The organism is Verrucomicrobiota bacterium (assembly GCA_027622555.1).
In the GTDB taxonomy this organism is placed as follows: domain Bacteria; phylum Verrucomicrobiota; class Verrucomicrobiia; order Opitutales; family UBA2995; genus UBA2995.
In genome coordinates this window covers 1-21,134 of sequence record JAQBYJ010000041.1, presented here as the reverse complement: position 1 = coordinate 21,134, position 21,134 = coordinate 1, and the positions used below count along the sequence as shown (strand labels likewise).

Below are 21,134 nucleotides of genomic sequence, written 5' to 3'. Positions count from 1 at the left end.
AACCGTTAGCTTCTACTTTAATTATTCAAAACTGATATTACGATGATACGTATTTGGACCACGCTGCTGACGACTTTTCTTTTTTTAAGCCTTTCGACCTTCGGAGTCAAGCCGCTCAATGTTGTACTTATTCTTTGCGACGATGTTGGATTTGAGTGCTTCAGTAGTTATGGCAGTAAGGAGTATTCGACGCCTCGATTGGATAAACTGGCTGAAGAGGGGATACGATTTGAAAATTGTCATTCAACTCCCTTGTGCACCCCGAGCCGGGTGAATCTGATGACGGGTAAATCCAATGTGTTTAATTATGTGGATTTTGGCATATTCCCCAAAGGAGAGCCGACATTCGGAAATCATTTTAAAAAGAATGGCTACAAAACGGCGGTGGGTGGCAAGTGGCAGCTGATGAATAATGACGATGGAATATCGCCAACGGAAGCCGGGTTCGATACCTACTGTCTTTGGAATTTGCCCACTACCGGGCGTGAACGTTATTGGAACCCGTCGATTGACCAAGATGGCAAGGTGCTCGAATTGCCTGAAGGATCTTATGGCCCCACAGTAGTTAACAATTTCTTATTGGATTTCATCAAGGAGAACAAAGATAAACCCTTTTTTGTATATAACCCTTTGATACTTCCCCATAATCCATTTCCACCAACTCCTCACAGTACTGACAAAGAGTCTAAGGATGATAAGAAGAACTTCATCGATATGGTTCAATACGTAGACTTTCTGGTTGGTCGGATCGTAGACACACTGGATGAGTTGGGCATACGGGAGAATACCTTAGTTGTCTTTACAGCGGACAATGGAACGAATCATGTCCTGACGTCGGAATTCAAGGGTGAGCAAATTCAAGGTGGAAAAGGATTTACCAAGGATCATGGCACGCACGTTCCTCTCATCGTTAATCTTCCTGGTACCATTCCTCAAGGTCAGTTAAACCAGGACCTGATTGCCTTCTCGGATTTTTTCCCAACCATAGTGGAAGCGACTGGCCTGCCTCCCAAGGCCATCTCCGACGGTGACGGATGGAGCTTCTGGCCGCAGTGTATCGGTGAACAGGGGACCAAACGGGATTTTATTTACGGTTACTATTTCCCTCGTCCCTACAGTCAAAAATTTGACGAAATGTATAATCACTGGGAAGTACGTTATGCGAGGGATGAGCGTTACAAACTTTACGGAAACGGTGATCTCTATGACGCCATTGAGGATGTGCTGGAAAAGAAACCTTCCAAAGAAGGGAGCGAAAACAACCGTGTTAAACGCGCGCGTGAGAAACTTCAGGAGGTACTGGATTCCTATCCGTCCCAAGGGAAAAGAATAGACTATGATCGCGTGCAAGGTACTCTACCAAAAGTGGTGAATTGAATGGCCACTGTAATTTCGAATAACTATTTTAAAAATGTAGGAGACAGCTGCGATTGTCTGTTAGTGCTATTCATAAGAATGACCATTTTTGCATCGCAGCTGAAGCAGCTCCTACAAAGCGTGTCAGATCCCATGAGAAAGTTTACGGCAATATTCTATTTCCTGTTTGTTTTAGCTTCCATTAACGAGAGCCTCCTCGTCGCAACTGAGTTGGATTTAAATACGCGGTATCAGAATAAAACGGCTGATGGCACCTTCGGCCTGATGAATGAAAAGAGGACTTTAGTAGCTGAACAAACCGCCATTGTCGTTTGTGACATGTGGGATAAACACTGGTGTAAAGGTGCAACGCAGCGAGTGGCCGAAATGGCTCCCAGGATGAATGCAGTTATCTCAAAAGCCCGTGAGCAGGGTGTATTGATTATCCATTGCCCGAGCAATACTTTGGATTTCTACAAAGATCATCCTGCCCGGAAATTGGCTATGTCGGCACCGGTTGTGGAAGCCAAGGTTCCTTTGCAAACCTGGTGTCACCTTGATCCCGAAAACGAAGCGGCGTTGCCCATCGACGATTCTGATGGAGGCTGTGACGACGAACCAATGTGTAAAAACTATAAAGCATGGTCGCGTCAGATAGAAGCCATAGAGATAAAAGACGGTGACGCGATCACTGATTCTGCAGAAGCCTATAACCTGATGAAGCAACGAGGTATCACCAATGTCATCGCTATGGGAGTACATTTGAATATGTGCGTCTTGGGGCGGCCATTCTCTATCCGGCAGATGGTTTACCAGGATCAAAATGTATTCCTGATGCGTGATCTGACCGATACGATGTATAATTCTCGCATGCCACCTTATGTGGACCATTTTTCCGGAACTGATTTAGTCGTCGATCATGTCGAAAAATACTGGTGTCCAACCATCACCAGTGCGGATTTTCTTGGCGGTAAACCCTTCGTATTTGCGGGGATAAAAAAGTGATCAGATTATCGCGCATAGGACTCCGTTTTTCGGCAGCAAGCTACCTCCTACATTTGTCGGCTTCAAGTCGAAGTGTAGGAGGTAGCTTGCTGCCGATTCGAATTTCACCATCCTTTCTAATACTGAAATGAAGCTGCTTATGGTCTTTTTGGTCTTTGTCGCGGGGTGCGCTGATCAGAAAATTGCCTCCGACTTATTCCGTCAGGACAATCTGGTTGCCTGGTGTATTGTTCCTTTCGACAAAAACGAACGCTCCCCGGAAGAGCGGGCCCAAATGTTACAGCGGCTTGGAATCCGAAAGTTCGCCTACGACTGGCGTGAAAAACATGTGCCGGAATTTGAGGAAGAGATTTTGATGTGCCAGAAATATGGTATCGAGTATTTTGCTTTCTGGGGAGAGCACCCCGAAGCGTTTGCCCTGTTTGAGAAGTATGATTTGCACCCACAAATCTGGAAGACCTTACCATCTCCACAGGGAAATTCGCAAGAGGAGCGTGTGGAGTTGGCTGGAAAGAGTCTGCTGCCCTTGGTTGAAAAAACACGTGAGCTAGGTTGCAAGTTTGGCCTTTATAACCATGGAGGCTGGGGAGGTGAACCGGAAAATCTGGTGGCTGTTGTAGATTGGCTGCGAGCGAACACGGATGCTGAACATGTGGGACTGGTTTACAACCTGCATCACGGTCATGAGCACATTTCCCATTTTAAGGAATCTTTGGAGCTTATGCTTCCTTACCTTCACTGCCTGAATCTGAACGGAATGAATACGGATCCTGATCCCAAAATACTGGCCTTGGGCAAGGGTGAGCATGAGGAAGCGCTGTTAAGGATTATCAAGGAATCCGGCTACGACGGCCCTATTGGAATTCTAGGTCATCAGAGTGATCTGGATGCAGAGATCGCTCTCAAGGAAAACCTTGAAGGATTACGTGCCATCCAATCAAGATTGTGAGATTGCCGAATAAGAATGTAGGAGCGAGCTTGCTCGCGAAAATCCTTGTGAGTTCGATTCGCGAGCAAGCTCGCTTCTACCTCTTAAGTCCCCCTTTTTTAGTACAAAATTCTACTCAAATCACTTATGAATCGCAGAAAACTTCTCAAGACCTTCGCTGGAAGCAGTGCCCTTTTGGCCATCGGTGCAGCTCCATCGCTTGCTCAGAACAACACACCAAGAATTCCCGTCGATTTGTCCAATCGCAAGATCCCCAAAATAAAGATCACCAAAATGGATACGATCATGACGGGTCGGGACGTCTTTGTTCGAATTGAAACAGATGCCGGGATTGTGGGGTATGGCGATGCGACCAATCATTTTCTACCTTATAGCGTGGAAGGAATGCTCAAGGATCTGTCGCCTTATGTGATCGGCGAAGATCCCCAGCGAATTGAGTACCTCTGGCAGAGTTGTTTCCGCAGGCGATTCCAACGGGGAGGACCGTCCACGGGCACCGCGATCGCCGGAATTGATCAGGCGCTTTGGGATATCAAGGGCAAGCTTGCTGGTATGCCGGTTTATCAGTTACTAGGCGGGTTAGCTCGCACCTCGGTCAGAGTGTATGGTCATGTGACCGGAATGACAGCTGCGGAAGCGGCAACTCAGGCCAAGGAGAGAGCTTCGCGTGGGATCACGGCGATACGTTTCCGGGCGTTTCATAATCACGATGCCAATGATTTTCACGACCACAAGACCGCAGTGTACCAGCAAATCGAGTATCTGGAAGCCATGCGTGAGGCGGTGGGTGAGGATGTCGATTTGATTCTGGAAGTTCACGGCCGCTACGATCCTGAATGGGCTCTAAAACTTTTCGAGTTAGCCAAGCCTTTCCGGCCCTTTTTTATTGAAGACCCTATCCGCCATGAAAATCCCGAGGCTTTGAAATGGTTGCGTGAGCACACAGACCAGCCACTGGCGATTGGTGAGCGGTATCACAGTAAGTGGGATTGCCGGGAGACAATTGAAAAGCAGTATGTAAATTACATTCGTCCGGATGTGAATCATTGTGGCGGCATCAGCGAAATGAAGAAAATCGCCGCCATGGCCGAGGTCTATTATATCAACCTGGTGCCTCATAACAACGCAGGCCCTCTTGGTTCCGCCGCTACTTTACATGCCGCATTGGCAATCCCGAACGTAACCATGATGGAAGGAGGCTGGGTGAATCGGGCTGAACAGGATCCAAAAGTAGTTAGACCTTTCCCAACGGTTGTCGATGGCTATGCTCTTCCCCTGGAAGGGAACGGACTGGGAGTCAGCTTCGATGAGGCAGAGGCTGCGAGTATTCCTTTTGGAAAAGTTCCGATGCAACCATACTTGCAGGCCAAGGATGGATCTGTAAGAGATTTCTAAAAACTGTAAACGACATCTATGATTAGACCTGTTTCCCTGCTTCTTGGAATATGCTTTGTTGGCCTTTGGGCTGGCTGTGGAAAAATTGAAAACGTTCAGAAACGAAGCGACTTTAACAATTACAGGGATTGGGGTATCTATCGGGGTGACCAGGGTGCGAACCAGTTTTCCGAGTTGGACCAGATAAACAAGGAGAACGTCCATCTGTTGGAGCCCATTTGGCAATTCAATACAGGCGATCATACCAACCGTTCTGTGTTTCAGAATAATCCATTGATGATCGACGGCTTTCTTTACATAGTTTCTCCAGGGGGCCGTGTTATTGCCTTGGACGCGGCAACGGGTCGTGAGATTTGGGATTTCGATGCGAGGACGCAGGAGCAAATTGACAGTAATTATTCGGTTGTGAATCGGGGACTTACTTATTTCGAAGAAGATGGGGAAGGTCGGTTGTTTTATACGATGGAAATGTCTCTCTATGCTATCCATGCGAAAACAGGAAAATTGGTTCAGGAGTTTGGCGTGGATGGTATTGTGGATATAGGTGAGAATATGGATGCTGGAGATGTGCCGGTATCTGTGTCGGCAACCACGCCTGGAGTCATTTTTGAAGACCTTTATATTTTAGGTATGCGGACAGGTGAGACGTTTGGCTCTACCCCAGGTCATATTCGTGCCTGGGATGCTCGCACAGGAGAGTTTCGTTGGATTTTTCACACGATCCCTCAAGAAGGAGAATTTGGATACGATACCTGGGAATGGGTTGAAGGGGAAACTTACGGAGGTGCCAATCCCTGGGGAGGGCTTACGGTCGACGAAGATCGAGGATGGGTATTTGCCGGGGTGGGTTCTCCGACTTATGATTTTTATGGTGCCAATCGGCATGGACAAAATCTGTTTGGAAACTGTGTTCTTGCTTTGGACGCACGCACTGGAAAACGAATATGGCACTACCAGACAACACACCATGACATTTGGGATATGGACAATCCACCAGCGCCCATCCTCATCACTATATCGCAAGATGGGTATGATCGGGATGTCGTTGTTCAGCTCACGAAACAGGGGTTCATTTTTGTCCTCGACCGCAATACGGGTGAGCCGGTTTTTGGAGTGGAAGAACGTTCGGTGCCGCCGTCAACTATACCCGGCGAAAAAACGTGGCCAACTCAGCCATATCCGTTGAAGCCTCCCGCTTTGGTCCGTCAGGAATTTAACGAAGCGGATTTATCGGATGTAACACCTGAGATTCACGCTTATGTGAGTGAAGTTTTTAAGAAATACAAGGGCTCGAAAATGTTTACGCCTTCGAGCTTGGAGCCCTCCGTGCAACTGCCCGGAATGAGTGGTGGCATGGAATGGCATGGCGCTTCTTTCGATCCCGGCAGTCGCACGCTGTTTGTGAACGTGAATGAGATGCCCAACCTGATTGATATGCTTCCGGTTACGACCCTGCTAGACGATAGAGGACTCAGTCCTGAAAACAAAGGTCGCTTACTTTACCAGGCTAACTGTGTCGCCTGTCATGGCCTGGAGCTTCAAGGTGCGCCACCTGTCATGCCATCACTGCAGGACCTATCTGCAAGAAGCGACACGGATATCCTTACGTCCATTCGTCTGGGTAAAGGGACCATGCCTCCGTTTAAAAATTTGCCGGATGATAATATTCAGGCCTTGCTGGCATTTCTGAGGGATCCCAGTGACAAGCCAATGGACAGGATGGCAAGGCCCATGAAAACCGTTTATCTCATGGATGGTTACAAGCGCTTTTTCGACGATCAAGGGCACCCTGCCATAAAACCTCCCTGGGGTAGTCTGGCTGCCGTGAATATGAACACGGCAGAGATCAAGTGGAAGGTTCCGTTGGGGGAATACCCGGACCTCGTTGCCAAAGGTATACGAAATACCGGTACGCTCAACTGGGGTGGGGCGGTCGCGACTTCCGGAGGTGTTGTTTTCATCGGCGCAACTGCTGATGAAAAAATGCGAGCGTTCGATGCAGCTACCGGCAAGGTGCTGTGGGAGTATAAAATGCCCTACGCCGGAAATGCCACACCTGCGGTGTTTGAGCTGAATGGAAAACAGTATGTCGTGATCTGCGCAGGAGGAGGGCCTAAAACGCCGGTGCCCAGTGGGGACGCCGTTATCGCCTTCGCCTTGCCTGAATGATTCTGGAGGTGTTTGCCGTGTCGGTGATTCAGTACGCATGTAGGGCTCGTGCTCGCTTCGATGCTTGTATTGGTGGTGGAGGTCGAGTTGCAAGCAACTGACACTACTATTTTGCAATTGCTCGATGCTTATAGCAGAGGAGTTTTCTCCTGTTTTTTATAGATTGCCCGAAGATAACTAATAAGTTCACTTATTGTCTCACCCTAAGCTTCTCAAAATTAACCCGTACTCAATATGAGTTTTAGAAAACTCTTTGCCTTTATCTCGCTTGGTCTGGCTTGTCTAACCACGGCTCTTATGGCCGCCAAACCTAATATTCTGTTTATCGTCAGTGACGACCTGACAGCTTGCCTTGGCTCCTACGGAAACGAGGTTTGCCAGACCCCGAACCTGGATCGTCTGGCCAGTGAAGGCGTTCAGTTCAACAAGGCCTATTGTCAGTATCCGGTGTGCGGGCCGTCGCGCGCGTCCTTCATGAGTGGTTTGTATCCGAAGCGCACAAAGATGCTGGGTAACGACTACACGCTTGGAAGTTATAAGGTGCTTAATTCGGCGTTAGCGGATCACCCGAGTATCGGGGAATTGCTGCGCACCAATGGCTATGTCTCACTCCGGGTATCTAAGATATACCACATGGGTGTTCCGGGAGGGATTGAAGCGGGCGATGCTGGCGGCGATGAGCCCGATTCCTGGGATCGCGCGTTCAACGTCATGGCACCCGAGACCGCGAGTCCTGGAATCTTGGAATTACTCTCTCCTAAAAGAGCGCATTACGGCTCCAACTTCGCCCGAATCATTGTGCCTGATGATCGTATTGAAACCCAGGCCGATATCCTGGCGGCCAACCAGGCGATAGCGATTTTGGAAAGTCGAGCTCGTGACGGAGATCACTCAAAGTTTTTAAGGCCAAACGAACCCTTCTTTCTGGCTGTTGGATTCGTGCGACCTCACGTGCCTTTGGTTGCTCCGAAGTCGCTGTTCGATAAATACCCGGAAGATGACTCGGTATTGCCTTATGTTCCTGAGGGGGACCTCGATGATATTCCAGCCATGGCAGCAACGAATGCCAACGAACTCAAATACGGCATGAGTGAGCTTCAGCAAAAGCAGTCACTCGCTGCCTACTATGCCAGTGTCTCATTTATGGATGACCAGGTGGGGCGCTTGTTGGATACACTCGATAGATTGGATCAGCGCAAAAACACGGTCGTCATTTTTACGTCTGACCATGGTTACAATTTAGGACACCATACTCTGTGGCAGAAAGGCAGTTTGTTCGAGAATAGTGCTCGGGTGCCTCTGTTAATATCTGCTCCGGGGTTCGAAAGTTCAGCGGGTAAGAGCACGGATGCCTTGGTTGAGCTTGTTGATTTGTATCCAACCATTGCTGAGCTCACGGGAATAATGGAGAAGGCCCCATCTAACCTGGAAGGTATGAGTCTGACTGGTTTGATGAAGGATCCTGCCCGCGCGAAAGGGAAGACGGAAGCTTACACGGTGGTAGGAAATAAAAATAGAATGGGAGAATCCATCCGCACGAATCACTACCGCTACAATTATTGGTCTGGGGGAGACGAGGAGCTATACGACATTGTCAACGACCCGAATGAGTTTACCAACCTGGCTGGTTCGAAAGACCACGCAAGCGCTCTCAGGCAAATGCGTGATCGATTAGCAGAAAAGAACAGTAGCTTTTAGTATTAAATAAATAATCCGATGATCCGATTCTTCAGAACCATTCGCCAGGGCCTTATCAATGAGAATAAAGTGCTGAAGTATCTTAAGTATGCCATAGGTGAAATCCTGCTGGTGATGATTGGTATCCTGTTGGCCTTATCGGTTAATAATTGGAATGAAGAGAGAAAGGTTGAGCAACAGCGATTGAAGCTCATAAAGAATTTGGAATCGGATTTTCAGAGGAATCTTGAAAGTGTGGAACAGGTCATTGCCGATGTTGAGGAACTTCAATCCGGTCTGGAAACTTTCCTTGAAAATGCCACTGGAGATAACAGCGATTTGACCGTCGATGAGCTTAAAACATTGGCAGAAAATGTCAGGCCGAATAATAGATTCGAGCCATTTCTTGGTTTTTATCGGGCCGCAATATCCACCGGTTCAATAGCACTTCTCGGAGATTCTGAGTTAAATAACTTACTTGTCGAATTTGAGCATCATAACAATCGTTTGCAATATTATGACTCCATTGGAGTTGGAATCAATTTTAGTGATTCAGGTTCATTTATGGAAATTAGTAAGCAATTGGGGACTTTGAATGTTTTGTGGTCAAGTTTTGCGAGTACTCGGTATATTCCCGAGTCATATAACTTGTCGGAGGAAGAATATCGCAAATTTATTTCGCGCAAAGAAGTCTACGCTCATTTCGATTTAAAGCATCGCTTGAATAGGCGACAACCGAAGAAATCCTAGCTGCTTTGGAGGCACTTTAATTTTTCTATATTTCTGCCGATCGAGCTGATCTTTCGGTGTGATTTTAAAACATGTCAAAAAAATGTCTTTCGGTAGGGCAATCGCATCCTCGCGATGCCGTTTCTTACTGGTTTACGTCGGCAGAGCGATGACGCTCTTTCCCTACCATTGAACAGAAAGACCGGATTACCCAAAAACGCGAAGTTCCTGCCTTAAAATGGCTCGTTTGTTATGTGGCACTTTTGACTCTGATTGAAATCACACGCATATCTGATTGTTGAGAAATGGCTCCTTGCGTTTGTGCTAACAAGCTTGTCAAAATTGGATGCCATGAATGCTCCTATTCTTCCAAATAACCAGCTGTTTGCAAAGACTACAATTTTGCTATTTTTCGCTGGGCTTATATCGGACTCTTTCGCTTCGAGGCAGGATCTTATAATGGCGGCGAGCCAGGTGTCACAGGTCATTGCCCATCGTGGTGCTAGCGCGGAACGTCCGGAATGCACACTCGCTTCCGTGGTGAGAGCCATCGAGGTGGGTGCTACCGCTACGGAGGTGGATGTGCGTACCAGCAAGGATGGTCAGTTGTTTGTTTTGCACGATGCGACTCTTGAACGGACTACGAATGGAGAAGGACCTGCGAATGCATTGACGCTGGCGGAACTTCAGCGGCTCGATGCGGGTTCACATTACGATAGCAGGTTTAGTGGAGAGAGAATCCCCTCGTTGATTGAAGTAGCACAGCTTTGCCGTGGTAAAATTGATCTCTTGCTCGATTTGAAAGAACAAGGTGAAAGCTATGATCAACAGGTTGCTCGAGTGGTTCGTGAATATGGTGATCCTGCAAAAACCTTGGTTGGCGTTCGGAGCGTGGAGCAGGCGAAACGTTTTAGAAAGTTGCTACCGGAGGCCAAGCAATTGGGACTTATTCCAACGGTCCAGGATGTTGAAGCATTTGCCGAAGCGGGTACAGAGTTTATTCGAATCTGGCCCCACTGGCTGACTGAAGGAGATGAACCTGTAAAACGCGTGAGGGGCACAGGTAAGAAGTTGCATCTCAATGGCGGAACAGGCGAAATGGAAGAAACGCTCGGGCTGTTGGTTCATAAACCGGATTCGCTCGGAGCTGATGATCCAAAAAAGCTCCGGGCAACTTTGGAACGTATCTCTGCTGGTGATTATTCGAATGAGCGAAGAGAGCATCAGGCCTTAACCGGTTTAAAAGCGGAAGCTGCTGATCGAATCGATGATCTCGCCAAGCTGAATCAGGAAATTGTCGATAGCCTGTTCTCGTTTTCTGAATTGGGTTTTCAGGAGTTTGAAACCCAACGCTACCTGACGAAGTTGTTAAAGAAAAATGATTTTGTAGTAGAGCACGGAGTATCCGGAATTCCCACTGCCTGGTGGGCGAAGTGGGGGAGTGGCAAACCTGTTATCGCTCTGGGAACGGATGTGGATTGTATCCCGAAGGCTTCGCAATTACCGGGCGTCGCTTATCAACAAGCTATGATCGATGGAGCGCCGGGCCATGGAGAGGGGCACAATTCGGGTATGGCTGTGATTATTACCGCGGCGATGGCCGTAAAGGACCTGATGAAACGAGAAGGTCTGCCCGGGACCATTGTTATATGGCCGGGAATTGCGGAGGAGCTTCTCGCCGCCAAGGCTTGGTATGCGCGTGACGGTTTATTCAAAGAGGTAGATGCGGTTCTATTCACTCACGTAGCTAATAATATGAATGTGAGTTGGGGGAATCCCAACGGGACTGGACTGGTTTCTGTTGAATATACCTTCGACGGGGTTGCGGCTCATGGCGCAGGAGCTCCCTGGAAGGGTCGAAGTGCGTTGGATGCGGTCGAGTTGATGAATGTCGGCTGGAATTTTCGACGTGAACACCTTCATCCACTGCAACGCTCCCATTACGTGATTGTAGACGGTGGCGATCAACCCAATGTCGTGCCTTCCAAAGCAACGGTCTGGTATTTTATTCGTGAAATTACGGCCGAAGGGATTCGTGAAAACTTTGCCACACTACAGAAAATGGCTGAAGGCGCGGCGTTGATGACGGATACGACTATCAGCAGGAGAATCATTGGAACTGCCTACCCGCGCCACTTTAACAAACCCATTGCCCTTGCCATGGATGAAAATATCAAAGCGGTGGGTTTGCCTCCATGGAGCGATGATGATCAGATCTTTGCCAAAGCCCTGCAGGAATTCATGAAGGTAAAGAAAATCGAAGGCTTGGCTACCAAATTGAGTGGAATCAGTGAACCCAAAGAAGATCCAGTGTCTGGTGGCTCCGATGACATAGGTGATGTTTCCTGGAACGTCCCCACAGTAACATTGAGATATCCTTCAAATGTGAGTGGAATGATTGCGCATCACTGGTCCAGTGCTATGGCCATGGCTACTCCAATCGCCCACAAGGGAGCAAATGCCGGGGCAAAGGTTGTTGCCGCTACCATGTTGGATATGTTGCAGGACGAACAGTTACTTAAAGATGCCTGGACCTATTTCAAGGACGTACAAACCGCAGAAGAAACCTATCAGCCTTTTATCTCGGATGACGATCCACCCGCCATCGAAAAAAATGTGGGAATCATGGCTGAGTTCAAAGACCGGCTGAAGGAGTTCTATTACGATCCGTCTAAATACGAAACCTACCTGGAGCAATTGGGGATTAGCTATCCACAACTAAAACAACCTTAGCCTAAATCGATTATCAAGACAGCGTTTGTTGGACCAGAAGTAATAGAAGGAATTGGATAAGACTGTTATTGTGAGAATAAGTACGAAGCGTGTTTATGAGTCGATATCACCGGAAGACGGCTTTTGCATCCTGGTAGATCGCCTTTGGCCGCGTGGTGTTAGTAAGTCTGATCTTAGAGGGGTAATCTGGTTTAAGGAAATTGCACCGAGCACTGAGTTACGCAAAGAGTTCAATCACGACCCGGACCGATGGGATGAATTTAAGAAACATTATTTTGCGGAACTGGAGTCGTCGCCGGTGTTGGTTTCTGAATTTAAGCAATTGGTCTCGAAGGAGAAAATACTTACTCTTCTTTACTCAGCTCGTGATACTCAACATAACCAAGCAGTGGCTTTGAAAGAATACCTGGAGAGCTCGATTAAATAGAAGTTTGATTTTTTAAAAGGGAAAAAATAACGGCGGTTTCGGCGAAACCGCCCTACCGAAATTTCCCAAACCCAAGGTAGGGACCGATCGCTGATAAGCTCTTCATGTTTTGGACGAAGGGGAAGAGTAAAGTGTTTTCGGAGAACACCTACACCGCTGTTTCCAATGACCATGGAGAGTCCTGGAGTTTGTCTGAGGGGCGTGCGTTTCCCGAGTACCGGATGGTTTTCGAGTTCGCGGTATTTGTCAGTTTGGTCCTGATTATGCGGATGCTCCGGATGATTTTGTCTACCTCTATTTTGGTTATAATCGGGCCAGCGGAGTCTACCTGGCGAAAACAAAAACAAAGGACATATTAGATCCGTCTCAATACAACTGGTTTAAAGGAATGGATGTGAAAGGAGGTGCCCTTTGGACTTTAAGTTTTGAAAACGGTCGTTTACGAAGGCATCTTCGTGGATGAGCTGGTAAAGTTCAGTTACACCATTTCGCCCAAATATATTTCCGAGGATGGAAATCTTTCTGGTTGGCCTGGTCGGGCTGGCCGGAGTACGACAGCTTGAGTTTTATTTATTCGGCACGGGTCTAATACCCCGCCGCTTGCGGCGTTCTAAAATTTCCAATTTCAAATCTCAAATACCCCGCAGCTGCGAAGCGGCTGGCGACCGCAAGGTCGAGGGCTTGCCCGGGGATTATTTATTCCTGGGGAATTTCTTTTGAGCGAATAGGTTTTCTCGCTATTGGCATCCCACGGTTTACATTCCTGAAAGCAGCTTGCTCAGCCAGGATGGAATATTGATATCATTCAACGCTCCCAATCGAATAGCCTAAATAAATATCAAGAGTTTCTCCTTTAACTCTCGAATCTCGCTCCGGTTGACGTAAGGTTGCCCAGGTTTTCACCATTATGATAGATACGCTTAAAGTCATGTTCGGCAAAAAGGTTCTCGGGCCTTCTTACCCCGATCTTCCTGTGATCGATGACCATGCCGAATCCAATATTCCTGGATTGTTTGTGATAGGCGATATTTCGGGAACCGCATTGATCAAGATGACGATCAATCAAGGTTTCAAAACTGCGAACGAAATTGCCAGCCGGTTAAAAGGAAAAGAAGACTCCGCTTGTGATTATCAGGTTACCGTGATTGGTTGTGGCTGCGCTGGTATGGGAAGCCTGCGTCAACTGCACAAACTTGGAATCAATAGTGTGGGAATCGATGCGCGCCAGTCTTTCCAAACCATTCGAGATTTTACCAAAGGAAAGCCGCTTTATTTGGAACCGGTTAGTATGGAGTTTGAAGGTGGCTGGGAATTGAAGGAGGGAACGAAGGAAACCTTGCTTGAGCAGTTGGACCAGGTTGTAACCGAGGAACAGCTCCCAATTCGAAGCTACGAAAAGATCGATGGCATTGAGCGTAAGGACGGTCGGTTTTTGGTTACCACCAACAAGGACTCTTTTACCAGCCAGTATGTCATTCTCGCGATTGGTAAAAGTGGAAATCCACGTAAAGCGGGCGTACCTGGCGAAAAAGAAAACGCTGAAAAGATTCTTCACCGACTGATCGATCCAGCCGATTATCAAGATCAGGATCTTCTTATTTATGGCGGTGGAGATGTGGCCATGGAGGCAGCGATAGCTCTGGCACCGCACAATCGAGTCACTTTGGTCACTATAGATAAAGAGCTTATTTTTCCTAAGAAACGTAATATCGACAAACTGAGAGAGCTCGAAAAAGCCGGGCAGGTTTCGGTTTATTTGAATTCTGCCTTGGTTGGCGTCGGTGAGAAGGATGTTGGTTTTAAAACGGGTGATGAAGAGCCGCAGCGCCTGCCTAATGATACCGTTTTTGAAATGATCGGTGCCGAACTGCCTATTGGATTTTTAAAACAAGTGGGCATCCGTCTCGAGTCTCAGTGGACAAGTTCGCGGTGGACCTGGCTGGGAATCACCAGTCTTGTTGTATATACCCTTTATGCCTGGAAAAAAGGGTTCTGGCCTTTTCCTTATCAATTCGGAATTAAAGACCTGCCGGGTATATTGTCCCATCCGTCGCTGTGGTATTCGTTATTGTATACCTTCCTCATGACCTATTTCGGATTGAAAGCGATGAAGCGCTGGAATCTTGGTGGAAAGGATACTTATCAGACCTACCGCTTTGCCTCTTTAATTTGTTTTCAAATTATCAGTTTCCTTGGTGTAGAAGTACTGGCTGCTGTTTTTCTTCCACAGCATTGGTGGAGGTTTTACGCCTGGAATAATCCCTTTCCCCTGTTGTTCGATTCCTTTTATAATTGGAGCGGATCCGATCAAGCCATGATGCAATGGATTATCATCGGGATAGGGGCATTGATTACTTTTGTGGTGATACCTATTTCGGTTCGTTGGCATGGAAAGCGGTTTTGTACCTGGATTTGTGGTTGTGGTGGACTTGCCGAAACCTTTGGGGATCGTTGGCGCCACCTGGCACCCAAAGGTGTTCGATCTCAGAAATGGGAAACCGTCGGAACCATCATTATGTTTTGGGCATTTATTTCTGCGGGTGTTATTTTATTTGCCTATGGCGGTAACACCGGAACTGCTGGCGTTTGGCATGGGTTGTATGCGCTCATCGTCGACTTCTGGTTAGTCGCGGTTATCCCTGTCGCGCTGTATCCGTTTTTCGGAGGCAAGGTATGGTGTCGCATGTGGTGCCCTTTGGCCAAATACATGCAAATCCTGTCGAAGTGGTATGGAACCCTTCAAATCAGTTCCAACGAAAAATGTATCAGTTGCACTCAATGCTCCACCTATTGTCAGGTGGGAGTCGATGTCATGGCCTTTGCCAAAAATGGAGAAGCTTTCGATAATACCAATTCATCCTGCATCCATTGCGGAATCTGCATCACGGTTTGTCCGATGGAAGTCCTGAGTTTTGACAACGATGCTCGAAAAGAGAAAAGCTCGGCTGTTGAGTCTTAAGACCTTTGTCGCGAGTCAAACCGCAGGAAGTGAACTTCTTTTATTTTTGCTTTAGTCTCATTTTCTTAGCAGCGTCTCAATCATTGTGACCTCAGAATCCCACCCCAAACTTTTGTTCTTCATCGGCCTGGCATTTTTATTTGCGGGCTGTGGTTCAAAAGAAAAACCGAAGCCAGGTTCAGTGGAACATATCCGGGCTGTGACTGAGGCGGTTGATGATCAGCGGTTATTGTCCGCGAACGACACCCCGGGAGATTGGTTGTTGCATGGCAGGAATTATCAGGAGGATCGGTTTAGTCCGTTAGATCAAATCGATAAGAATAACATCAATGAGTTGGGTCTTGCCTGGAGTATTAATCTCGGCACAACGCGCGGCATTGAAGCGACCCCTTTAGTGGTGGATGGTATCATGTTTTTGACCGGACCCTGGAGCGTGGTTTATGCGATCGATGTGCGGAAAGGAAAAATTATCTGGATCCATGATCCGGAAGTCCCGCGAGAGTTTGGAGAGAAAGCCTGCTGTGATGTGGTGAACCGGGGGGTCGCTCTCTACAAAGGGCTCGTTATTGTCGGCACTCTGGATGGTCGACTGGTAGCTTTGGATGCCGCCACAGGAAAACAAGTGTGGACTGTCATCACGGTGGATCAGAAAAAGGCCTATACCATTACAGGAGCCCCTCGAGTTTTTGATGGAAAAGTAATTATAGGAAACGGTGGTGCCGAGTATGGAGTCCGAGGCTTTGTCACCGTATACGATGCCATGACGGGTGAACAACTTTGGCGATTTTATACGGTACCTGGAAATCCCGCAGAGGGATTCGAGAACCAGGCGATGGAAGAAGCAGCCAAAACCTGGACAGGCGAATGGTGGACCATGGGAGGAGGAGGAACCTGCTGGGATTCCATGGTATATGATCCGGAGCTCGACTTACTCTATATCGGTGTTGGGAATGGATCTCCCTGGAACCGTGAAATCCGTAGTCCGGGTGGGGGAGACAATCTGTTTTTGTCATCTATTGTGGCGTTGAATCCTGATACGGGCGAATATGTCTGGCATTATCAGACAACGCCGGGTGATTCCTGGGATTACACGGCAACGCAGCAAATCACTTTGGCAGAGCTCGAAATCGAAGGAGTTCTACGCAAGGTTTTGATGCAGGCTCCCAAGAATGGTTTTTTCTACGTCCTTGATCGCACCAACGGTGAATTTATTTCCGCTGAACCGTTCGCCTATATTAATTGGGCCACAGAAGTGGACTACATGACAGGTCGGCCGATTGAGACTTCCTTCGCACGGTACATCGACCAGAATGTGCGAATAGCTCCCTACCACGGTGGAGCCCACAACTGGCATCCCATGGCTTTTAATCCTTATACTGGTTTGGTTTACATTCCGGCCAAAGAAACTTCCGTGGTGCGAGGTCAACCCGATAACTTCGTGTTCAATCCTGATCCCCGGGTTTTCAATATTGGTGCCGATCCATCAAATGACAAAATGCTCCGGGACGATGAGAAAGCACTTCAACGTTATGGAAAGTTACTTGCCTGGGATCCGGTAAAACAAGCGGAAGCCTGGAGTATTTCCTACGACACGACCGCGAGTTCCGGCGTGCTGTCTACAAAAGACCTTGTATTTCAGGGTACCGCTGAAGGATTACTCATAGCATATGATGCTCAAACTGGAGAAACCCTGTGGTCTTTTCCGGTAGAGACCGGCATCATTGCCCCGCCCATTACTTACATGGTGGACGGTATTCAGTATCTGACCATCGCAGTTGGCTGGGGTGGGGTATATGGAATTTACCAGACACCCCGAACGAAGCAGATCAATCCAGGAACAGTTTATACATTTGCCCTTGGAAGGGATGAAAAAATTCCCGAATTTCCTGAACTTACTTCGAGATCACTGATTGATCTTTCCTTCGAGGCCAGCGAGGAAGAACTGGCAAACGGGAGGCAGATTTATGGTGCGTACTGTGGAAAATGCCATGCTGGTGGCATCATTCCGGATTTAAAAACCGCTACACGGGAAACCTTTGAGCTTTTTCCTATGATTGTCGGGCAGGGCGCTTTTCTGGGAAAGGGCATGCCAAACTTTGGCGACCGATTATCGGATCAGGATATTCTGGATGTGAAACACTTTATATTGGCCGAGGCGCTGACAAAGCGAATTGAGCAAAGGGAGAATAATTAATTGTAGTGTTCGATTTCGTGTTCTGCAAAATGTAGGAGCAAATTTATTCGCGACATTTTCTGGGAATGCCATGCCCCAGCTTGGCACTGGAACACAACGTTCTCTAAAAAATTCTCTCCTGTCGCTAAGAGTCTGACGGTGCCATCGGTCATGTTAGTGGGTCGATAGCATCTTGCTGTGCTGCTTGTTGTATTAATCGGAAGTTTGAGCTAGAATTAATGGCGGACCTAGTTTCCAATGTCGTCCCATGGTTCATCGAAGATTAATATGCCTTTTGCTTGGTTTGGCCCTTCTCCTTGCCAGTCTTTCCGCTCAAGACCAACCCAACATCATTGTCTTCATCGCTGACGATGTTAGCTGGAATGATTTTGGCTGTTATGGAAACACTGGAGTAAGGACACCCCATATCGACGCACTGGCGGCCAACGGATTGAAATTTACCAACGCTTATTTGACGGCCAGTAGCTGCAGTCCCAGTCGCTCCAGTATTATAACGGGTCGGTACCCTCATAACAATGGAAAGGCTGCAGAGTTGCATCTCGCAATCGCTGATCACCTGCCATGGTTACCGGAGCTCTTACAGTATGAAGGTTATTACACTGCCCTATCCGGTAAGAATCACATGAAGCGTGAGGACGGATCGCACGAAGAATTTTGGGATCATGAGGATGGCGGCAAAGAACCAGGTAATCAGGGTGGGGAAGCTTTTTGGGTCGAAGTCACTCAGGAGCGTCCTGAAGACCAACCGTTCTTTTTCTGGTTTGCATCCAGTGATGCGCATCGGCAGTGGGATGGGGATAAAGACTGGAAGCCGGATCAATATGGTCCCATGACTGATATTGCCGATGTTACTGTGCCACCTTTTCTTTTAGACACTCCGGAAACCCGCCAGGACCTGGCTAGTTATTACAATGAAATAAAGCGCTTCGATTACTTCATCGGGCAAGTAGTCGAAGAATTGAAAGAGCAAGATGTGTTGGATAATACTTTGATTTTTGTACTCGCCGATAACGGACGCCCATTTCCCCGGGCGAAAACACGTTTGCATGATTCAGGCATGAAGACAGCGTTGGTTGCGCACTGGCCAGACGGTATTGAGGCCACCGGTACCTGTGATAGCCTGGTGAGCGTAATCGATTTGGCACCGACTATCGTCGAGGTAGCCGAAGGCGAAACCAGTGAAACGTTTCAAGGTGTCAGCATGTTGCCACTGTTCACCGACAATAAAGCTGAGATTCGGCAGTATGCCTTTTCAGAACACAACTGGCATGACTACGAGGCCTTGGGGCGAAGTGTTAGAACCAGGGATTGGCTATACCTTGAGAATTTTCGCTCTGAACAAGCCTGGCAGGGACCGGCTGACTCCGTGAGGTCGCCCTCGCATCAACAACTTTTGGCGGCCTTTAAGGAAGGTAAGCTAAACCCGGTGCAGGAAGATGTGTTTATCGCTCCGCGTCCCGATAAAGAGCTCTACCAAGTGAATGAAGATATTTACCAGACGAACAACCTTGCGGAAAACGATAGTTATGCAGGAATTCAAAAAGCACTTGCCGGAGTATTGCAGATCTGGATGCAGGAAACCGGAGACTCAAATCCCGCACTCATAACTCAGGATGAATTCCACAAAGAAACCGGTGAACGGGTTGTGGCGAACCAAAGCTACCGACACGAAACACCAGGCGAATCGAATTTCGCATCCGAGATCAATCGGCATGGGCCGCGGTGAAGAAATATTTTTTCATCCAAGTAATCATAAAAAACCACGCGTTTCACTAATCGGCTTTACCCCGAGATCTTCTTTATGAATCTTCGCCGGCTGGGTCTCAATTTCTAAATTATCTGCCTCCTTCAGAATCTGCTAGGTAATCCTTTTCAAAGGCTCGTTGAGGTGCTAGCTTTTGACTCTGATTAATTATTTACCTTATGAAACTATTTAAAACCCTGGGAATTCTGGCTCTTGGAGCCTTGTTGGCTTCTTCATTATCAGCCGCTCGTCACGCTTCGAAACCGGCCTCAGCTGGACCGATTAAAGCGCTCATTATTACAGGCGGGTGCTGTCACAATTACCACTACCAAACGAGCGCCATAACTGAAGGTATCAGTAAGATTACCGATGTGAATTGGACGATTCTCCATGAAGGAGGAACTGGAAAAGATCACGAGTCGGAGTTTTATTCAGATCCGAATTGGGCGAAGCCTTATGATATTGTAATTCACAACGAGTGTTTTGCTCAAGTTACCAATACCAACTATATTAAGCAAGTAGCGGACGGTCATAAAAATGCCGGTGTGCCGGGAATAGTAATTCATTGTGCGATGCACACCTATCGCGATATCGAAGCCGATGATTGGCGCAAGTTTCTCGGAGTGACCAGTAAAAAGCATGATCACCAGAGTAATTATGCTGTGAAGGTTTTAAAAAAGAATCATCCGGCCATGAAGGGTACGCCTGGCGATTGGGTAACGCCTATGGATGAATTATACATCATTGAAAAACTTTGGCCGAGCGCCACAGCTTTAGCGACGTCGAAAAGTGAAAAGGATGGAAACGACTATCCCGTTGTCTGGGTTAACGATTTTGAGGGTACCCGCGTATTCGGTACGACCTACGGTCATTCAGATGCCACCTTTGGAGATCCTGTTTTCATTAACTTGTTGTCACACGGATTTCTGTGGGCTGCTGGGAAGGAGTAATTGAAGGCAGAATTTAGAAGGAAGTGTAGGAACTGCTTTAGCTGCGATTTGTTACAAGCTACAATTCGCAGCTAAAGCAGCTTGTACATTTCTATATTCAGATATCTGTTCAGGATTTCACTTTAAAGTATCAATGTATATGAAACATTTTATTACCGTTTTTCTTGTTCTGTTAACTTGGTCATCCGCCTTTGCAGCCAGCAAACCCAATGTTGTCATCGTCATGACAGACGAGCACAACTTCCGAACACTGGGCTGCTATCGGGATCAGATGTCGGAGGATCAGGCGTTTATGTGGGGGAAGGGTGTGAAGGTAGATACACCAAACATTGATGCTTTGGCCACGGGAGGCGCGCTTCTCACGAGCTTTTATGTGACATCACCGGTGTGTTCACCTTCGCGAGCCGCATTCGTCACTGGTATGTATCCGCATCTGACTGGGGTTCCTACCAACGATATCCCCATGCACGGCCATATGGTTACTTTTGCGGACGTCCTGGGACGAAACGGATATGCAACGAGCTATATCGGGAAATGGCATTTGGATGGTGACGGCAAGCCGCAATGGGAACCTGAGCGTAAGTTCGGTTGGCAAGACAACCGTTTCATGTTCAATCGCGGGCATTATAAAAAGTTTGAAGAAACGGAGGACGGGGCTCGCGTAGATGCCCCGGCTGGAAGAGATGGGATTCCCGGGTACCAAGTGGGCGAAGCCGATGAGGAATCCTATGCGACCGATTTTCTGATGGATCGTACTTTGGAGTTTATCCAAAAGAATAAAGGGCACTTTGATAAATTAACTCATTGACAGTCAGTTGCTTATATACAATAAGAAGGTTATATATGA

The 21,134-nt window shown here is 47.7% G+C and carries 15 protein-coding genes and 1 pseudogene; all 16 read left to right on the top strand.

What is annotated here, in order from left to right; translation table 11 throughout:
• Nucleotides 1-42 precede the first annotated feature (42 nt).
• The 16 genes and pseudogenes from O3C43_12305 (at nt 43) to O3C43_12230 (ending at nt 21,095) form a co-directional block, all read left to right on the top strand.
• A complete protein-coding gene (locus tag O3C43_12305; GenBank protein MDA1067274.1) occupies nt 43-1,377 on the top strand; it encodes a sulfatase-like hydrolase/transferase in 1,335 nt (444 codons plus the stop codon).
• A 132-nt stretch (nt 1,378-1,509) separates the two neighbouring features.
• Entirely contained in the window at nt 1,510-2,361 is an 852-nt protein-coding gene (locus O3C43_12300; protein ID MDA1067273.1) for an isochorismatase family protein, read from the top strand.
• A gap of 127 nt (nt 2,362-2,488) precedes the next feature.
• Nucleotides 2,489-3,310 (top strand): TIM barrel protein, encoded by an 822-nt coding sequence (locus tag O3C43_12295; protein MDA1067272.1) that lies wholly within the window; start codon nt 2,489-2,491, stop codon nt 3,308-3,310.
• Between the two features lie 126 nt (nt 3,311-3,436).
• Nucleotides 3,437-4,705 (top strand): galactonate dehydratase, encoded by a 1,269-nt coding sequence (gene dgoD, locus O3C43_12290; protein MDA1067271.1) that lies wholly within the window; start codon nt 3,437-3,439, stop codon nt 4,703-4,705.
• A gap of 18 nt (nt 4,706-4,723) precedes the next feature.
• Nucleotides 4,724-6,874, top strand: coding sequence for a PQQ-binding-like beta-propeller repeat protein (locus tag O3C43_12285; protein MDA1067270.1), 2,151 nt, complete (start codon nt 4,724-4,726; stop codon nt 6,872-6,874).
• Between the two features lie 234 nt (nt 6,875-7,108).
• Nucleotides 7,109-8,572, top strand: a complete 1,464-nt coding sequence (locus O3C43_12280; protein MDA1067269.1) for a sulfatase — start codon at nt 7,109-7,111, stop codon at nt 8,570-8,572.
• 18 nt (nt 8,573-8,590) lie between these two features.
• Nucleotides 8,591-9,301 (top strand): DUF6090 family protein, encoded by a 711-nt coding sequence (locus O3C43_12275; GenBank protein ID MDA1067268.1) that lies wholly within the window; start codon nt 8,591-8,593, stop codon nt 9,299-9,301.
• Nucleotides 9,302-9,739: 438 nt separating this feature from the next.
• Nucleotides 9,740-10,036, top strand: a pseudogene (locus O3C43_12270) (glycerophosphodiester phosphodiesterase family protein).
• 507 nt (nt 10,037-10,543) lie between these two features.
• Complete coding sequence (locus tag O3C43_12265; protein ID MDA1067267.1) at nt 10,544-12,013, top strand: amidohydrolase; 1,470 nt, start codon at nt 10,544-10,546, stop codon at nt 12,011-12,013.
• A 70-nt stretch (nt 12,014-12,083) separates the two neighbouring features.
• Complete coding sequence (locus tag O3C43_12260; protein MDA1067266.1) at nt 12,084-12,440, top strand: DUF488 domain-containing protein; 357 nt, start codon at nt 12,084-12,086, stop codon at nt 12,438-12,440.
• A 425-nt stretch (nt 12,441-12,865) separates the two neighbouring features.
• Nucleotides 12,866-13,003: a hypothetical protein gene (locus O3C43_12255; protein ID MDA1067265.1), complete on the top strand. Its 138-nt coding sequence runs from the start codon at nt 12,866-12,868 to the stop codon at nt 13,001-13,003.
• A gap of 344 nt (nt 13,004-13,347) precedes the next feature.
• Entirely contained in the window at nt 13,348-15,399 is a 2,052-nt protein-coding gene (locus O3C43_12250) for an NAD(P)-binding domain-containing protein (GenBank protein ID MDA1067264.1), read from the top strand.
• Between the two features lie 85 nt (nt 15,400-15,484).
• Nucleotides 15,485-17,593 carry a PQQ-dependent dehydrogenase, methanol/ethanol family gene (locus O3C43_12245; protein MDA1067263.1) on the top strand — a complete coding sequence of 703 codons (2,109 nt, stop codon included), beginning with the start codon at nt 15,485-15,487 and terminating at the stop codon, nt 17,591-17,593.
• A 247-nt stretch (nt 17,594-17,840) separates the two neighbouring features.
• Nucleotides 17,841-19,319 carry a sulfatase gene (locus tag O3C43_12240; GenBank protein ID MDA1067262.1) on the top strand — a complete coding sequence of 493 codons (1,479 nt, stop codon included), beginning with the start codon at nt 17,841-17,843 and terminating at the stop codon, nt 19,317-19,319.
• A 197-nt stretch (nt 19,320-19,516) separates the two neighbouring features.
• Complete coding sequence (locus O3C43_12235) at nt 19,517-20,287, top strand: ThuA domain-containing protein (GenBank protein MDA1067261.1); 771 nt, start codon at nt 19,517-19,519, stop codon at nt 20,285-20,287.
• Nucleotides 20,288-20,426: 139 nt separating this feature from the next.
• Nucleotides 20,427-21,095 carry a sulfatase-like hydrolase/transferase gene (locus O3C43_12230; GenBank protein MDA1067260.1) on the top strand — a complete coding sequence of 223 codons (669 nt, stop codon included), beginning with the start codon at nt 20,427-20,429 and terminating at the stop codon, nt 21,093-21,095.
• Nucleotides 21,096-21,134 lie beyond the last annotated feature (39 nt).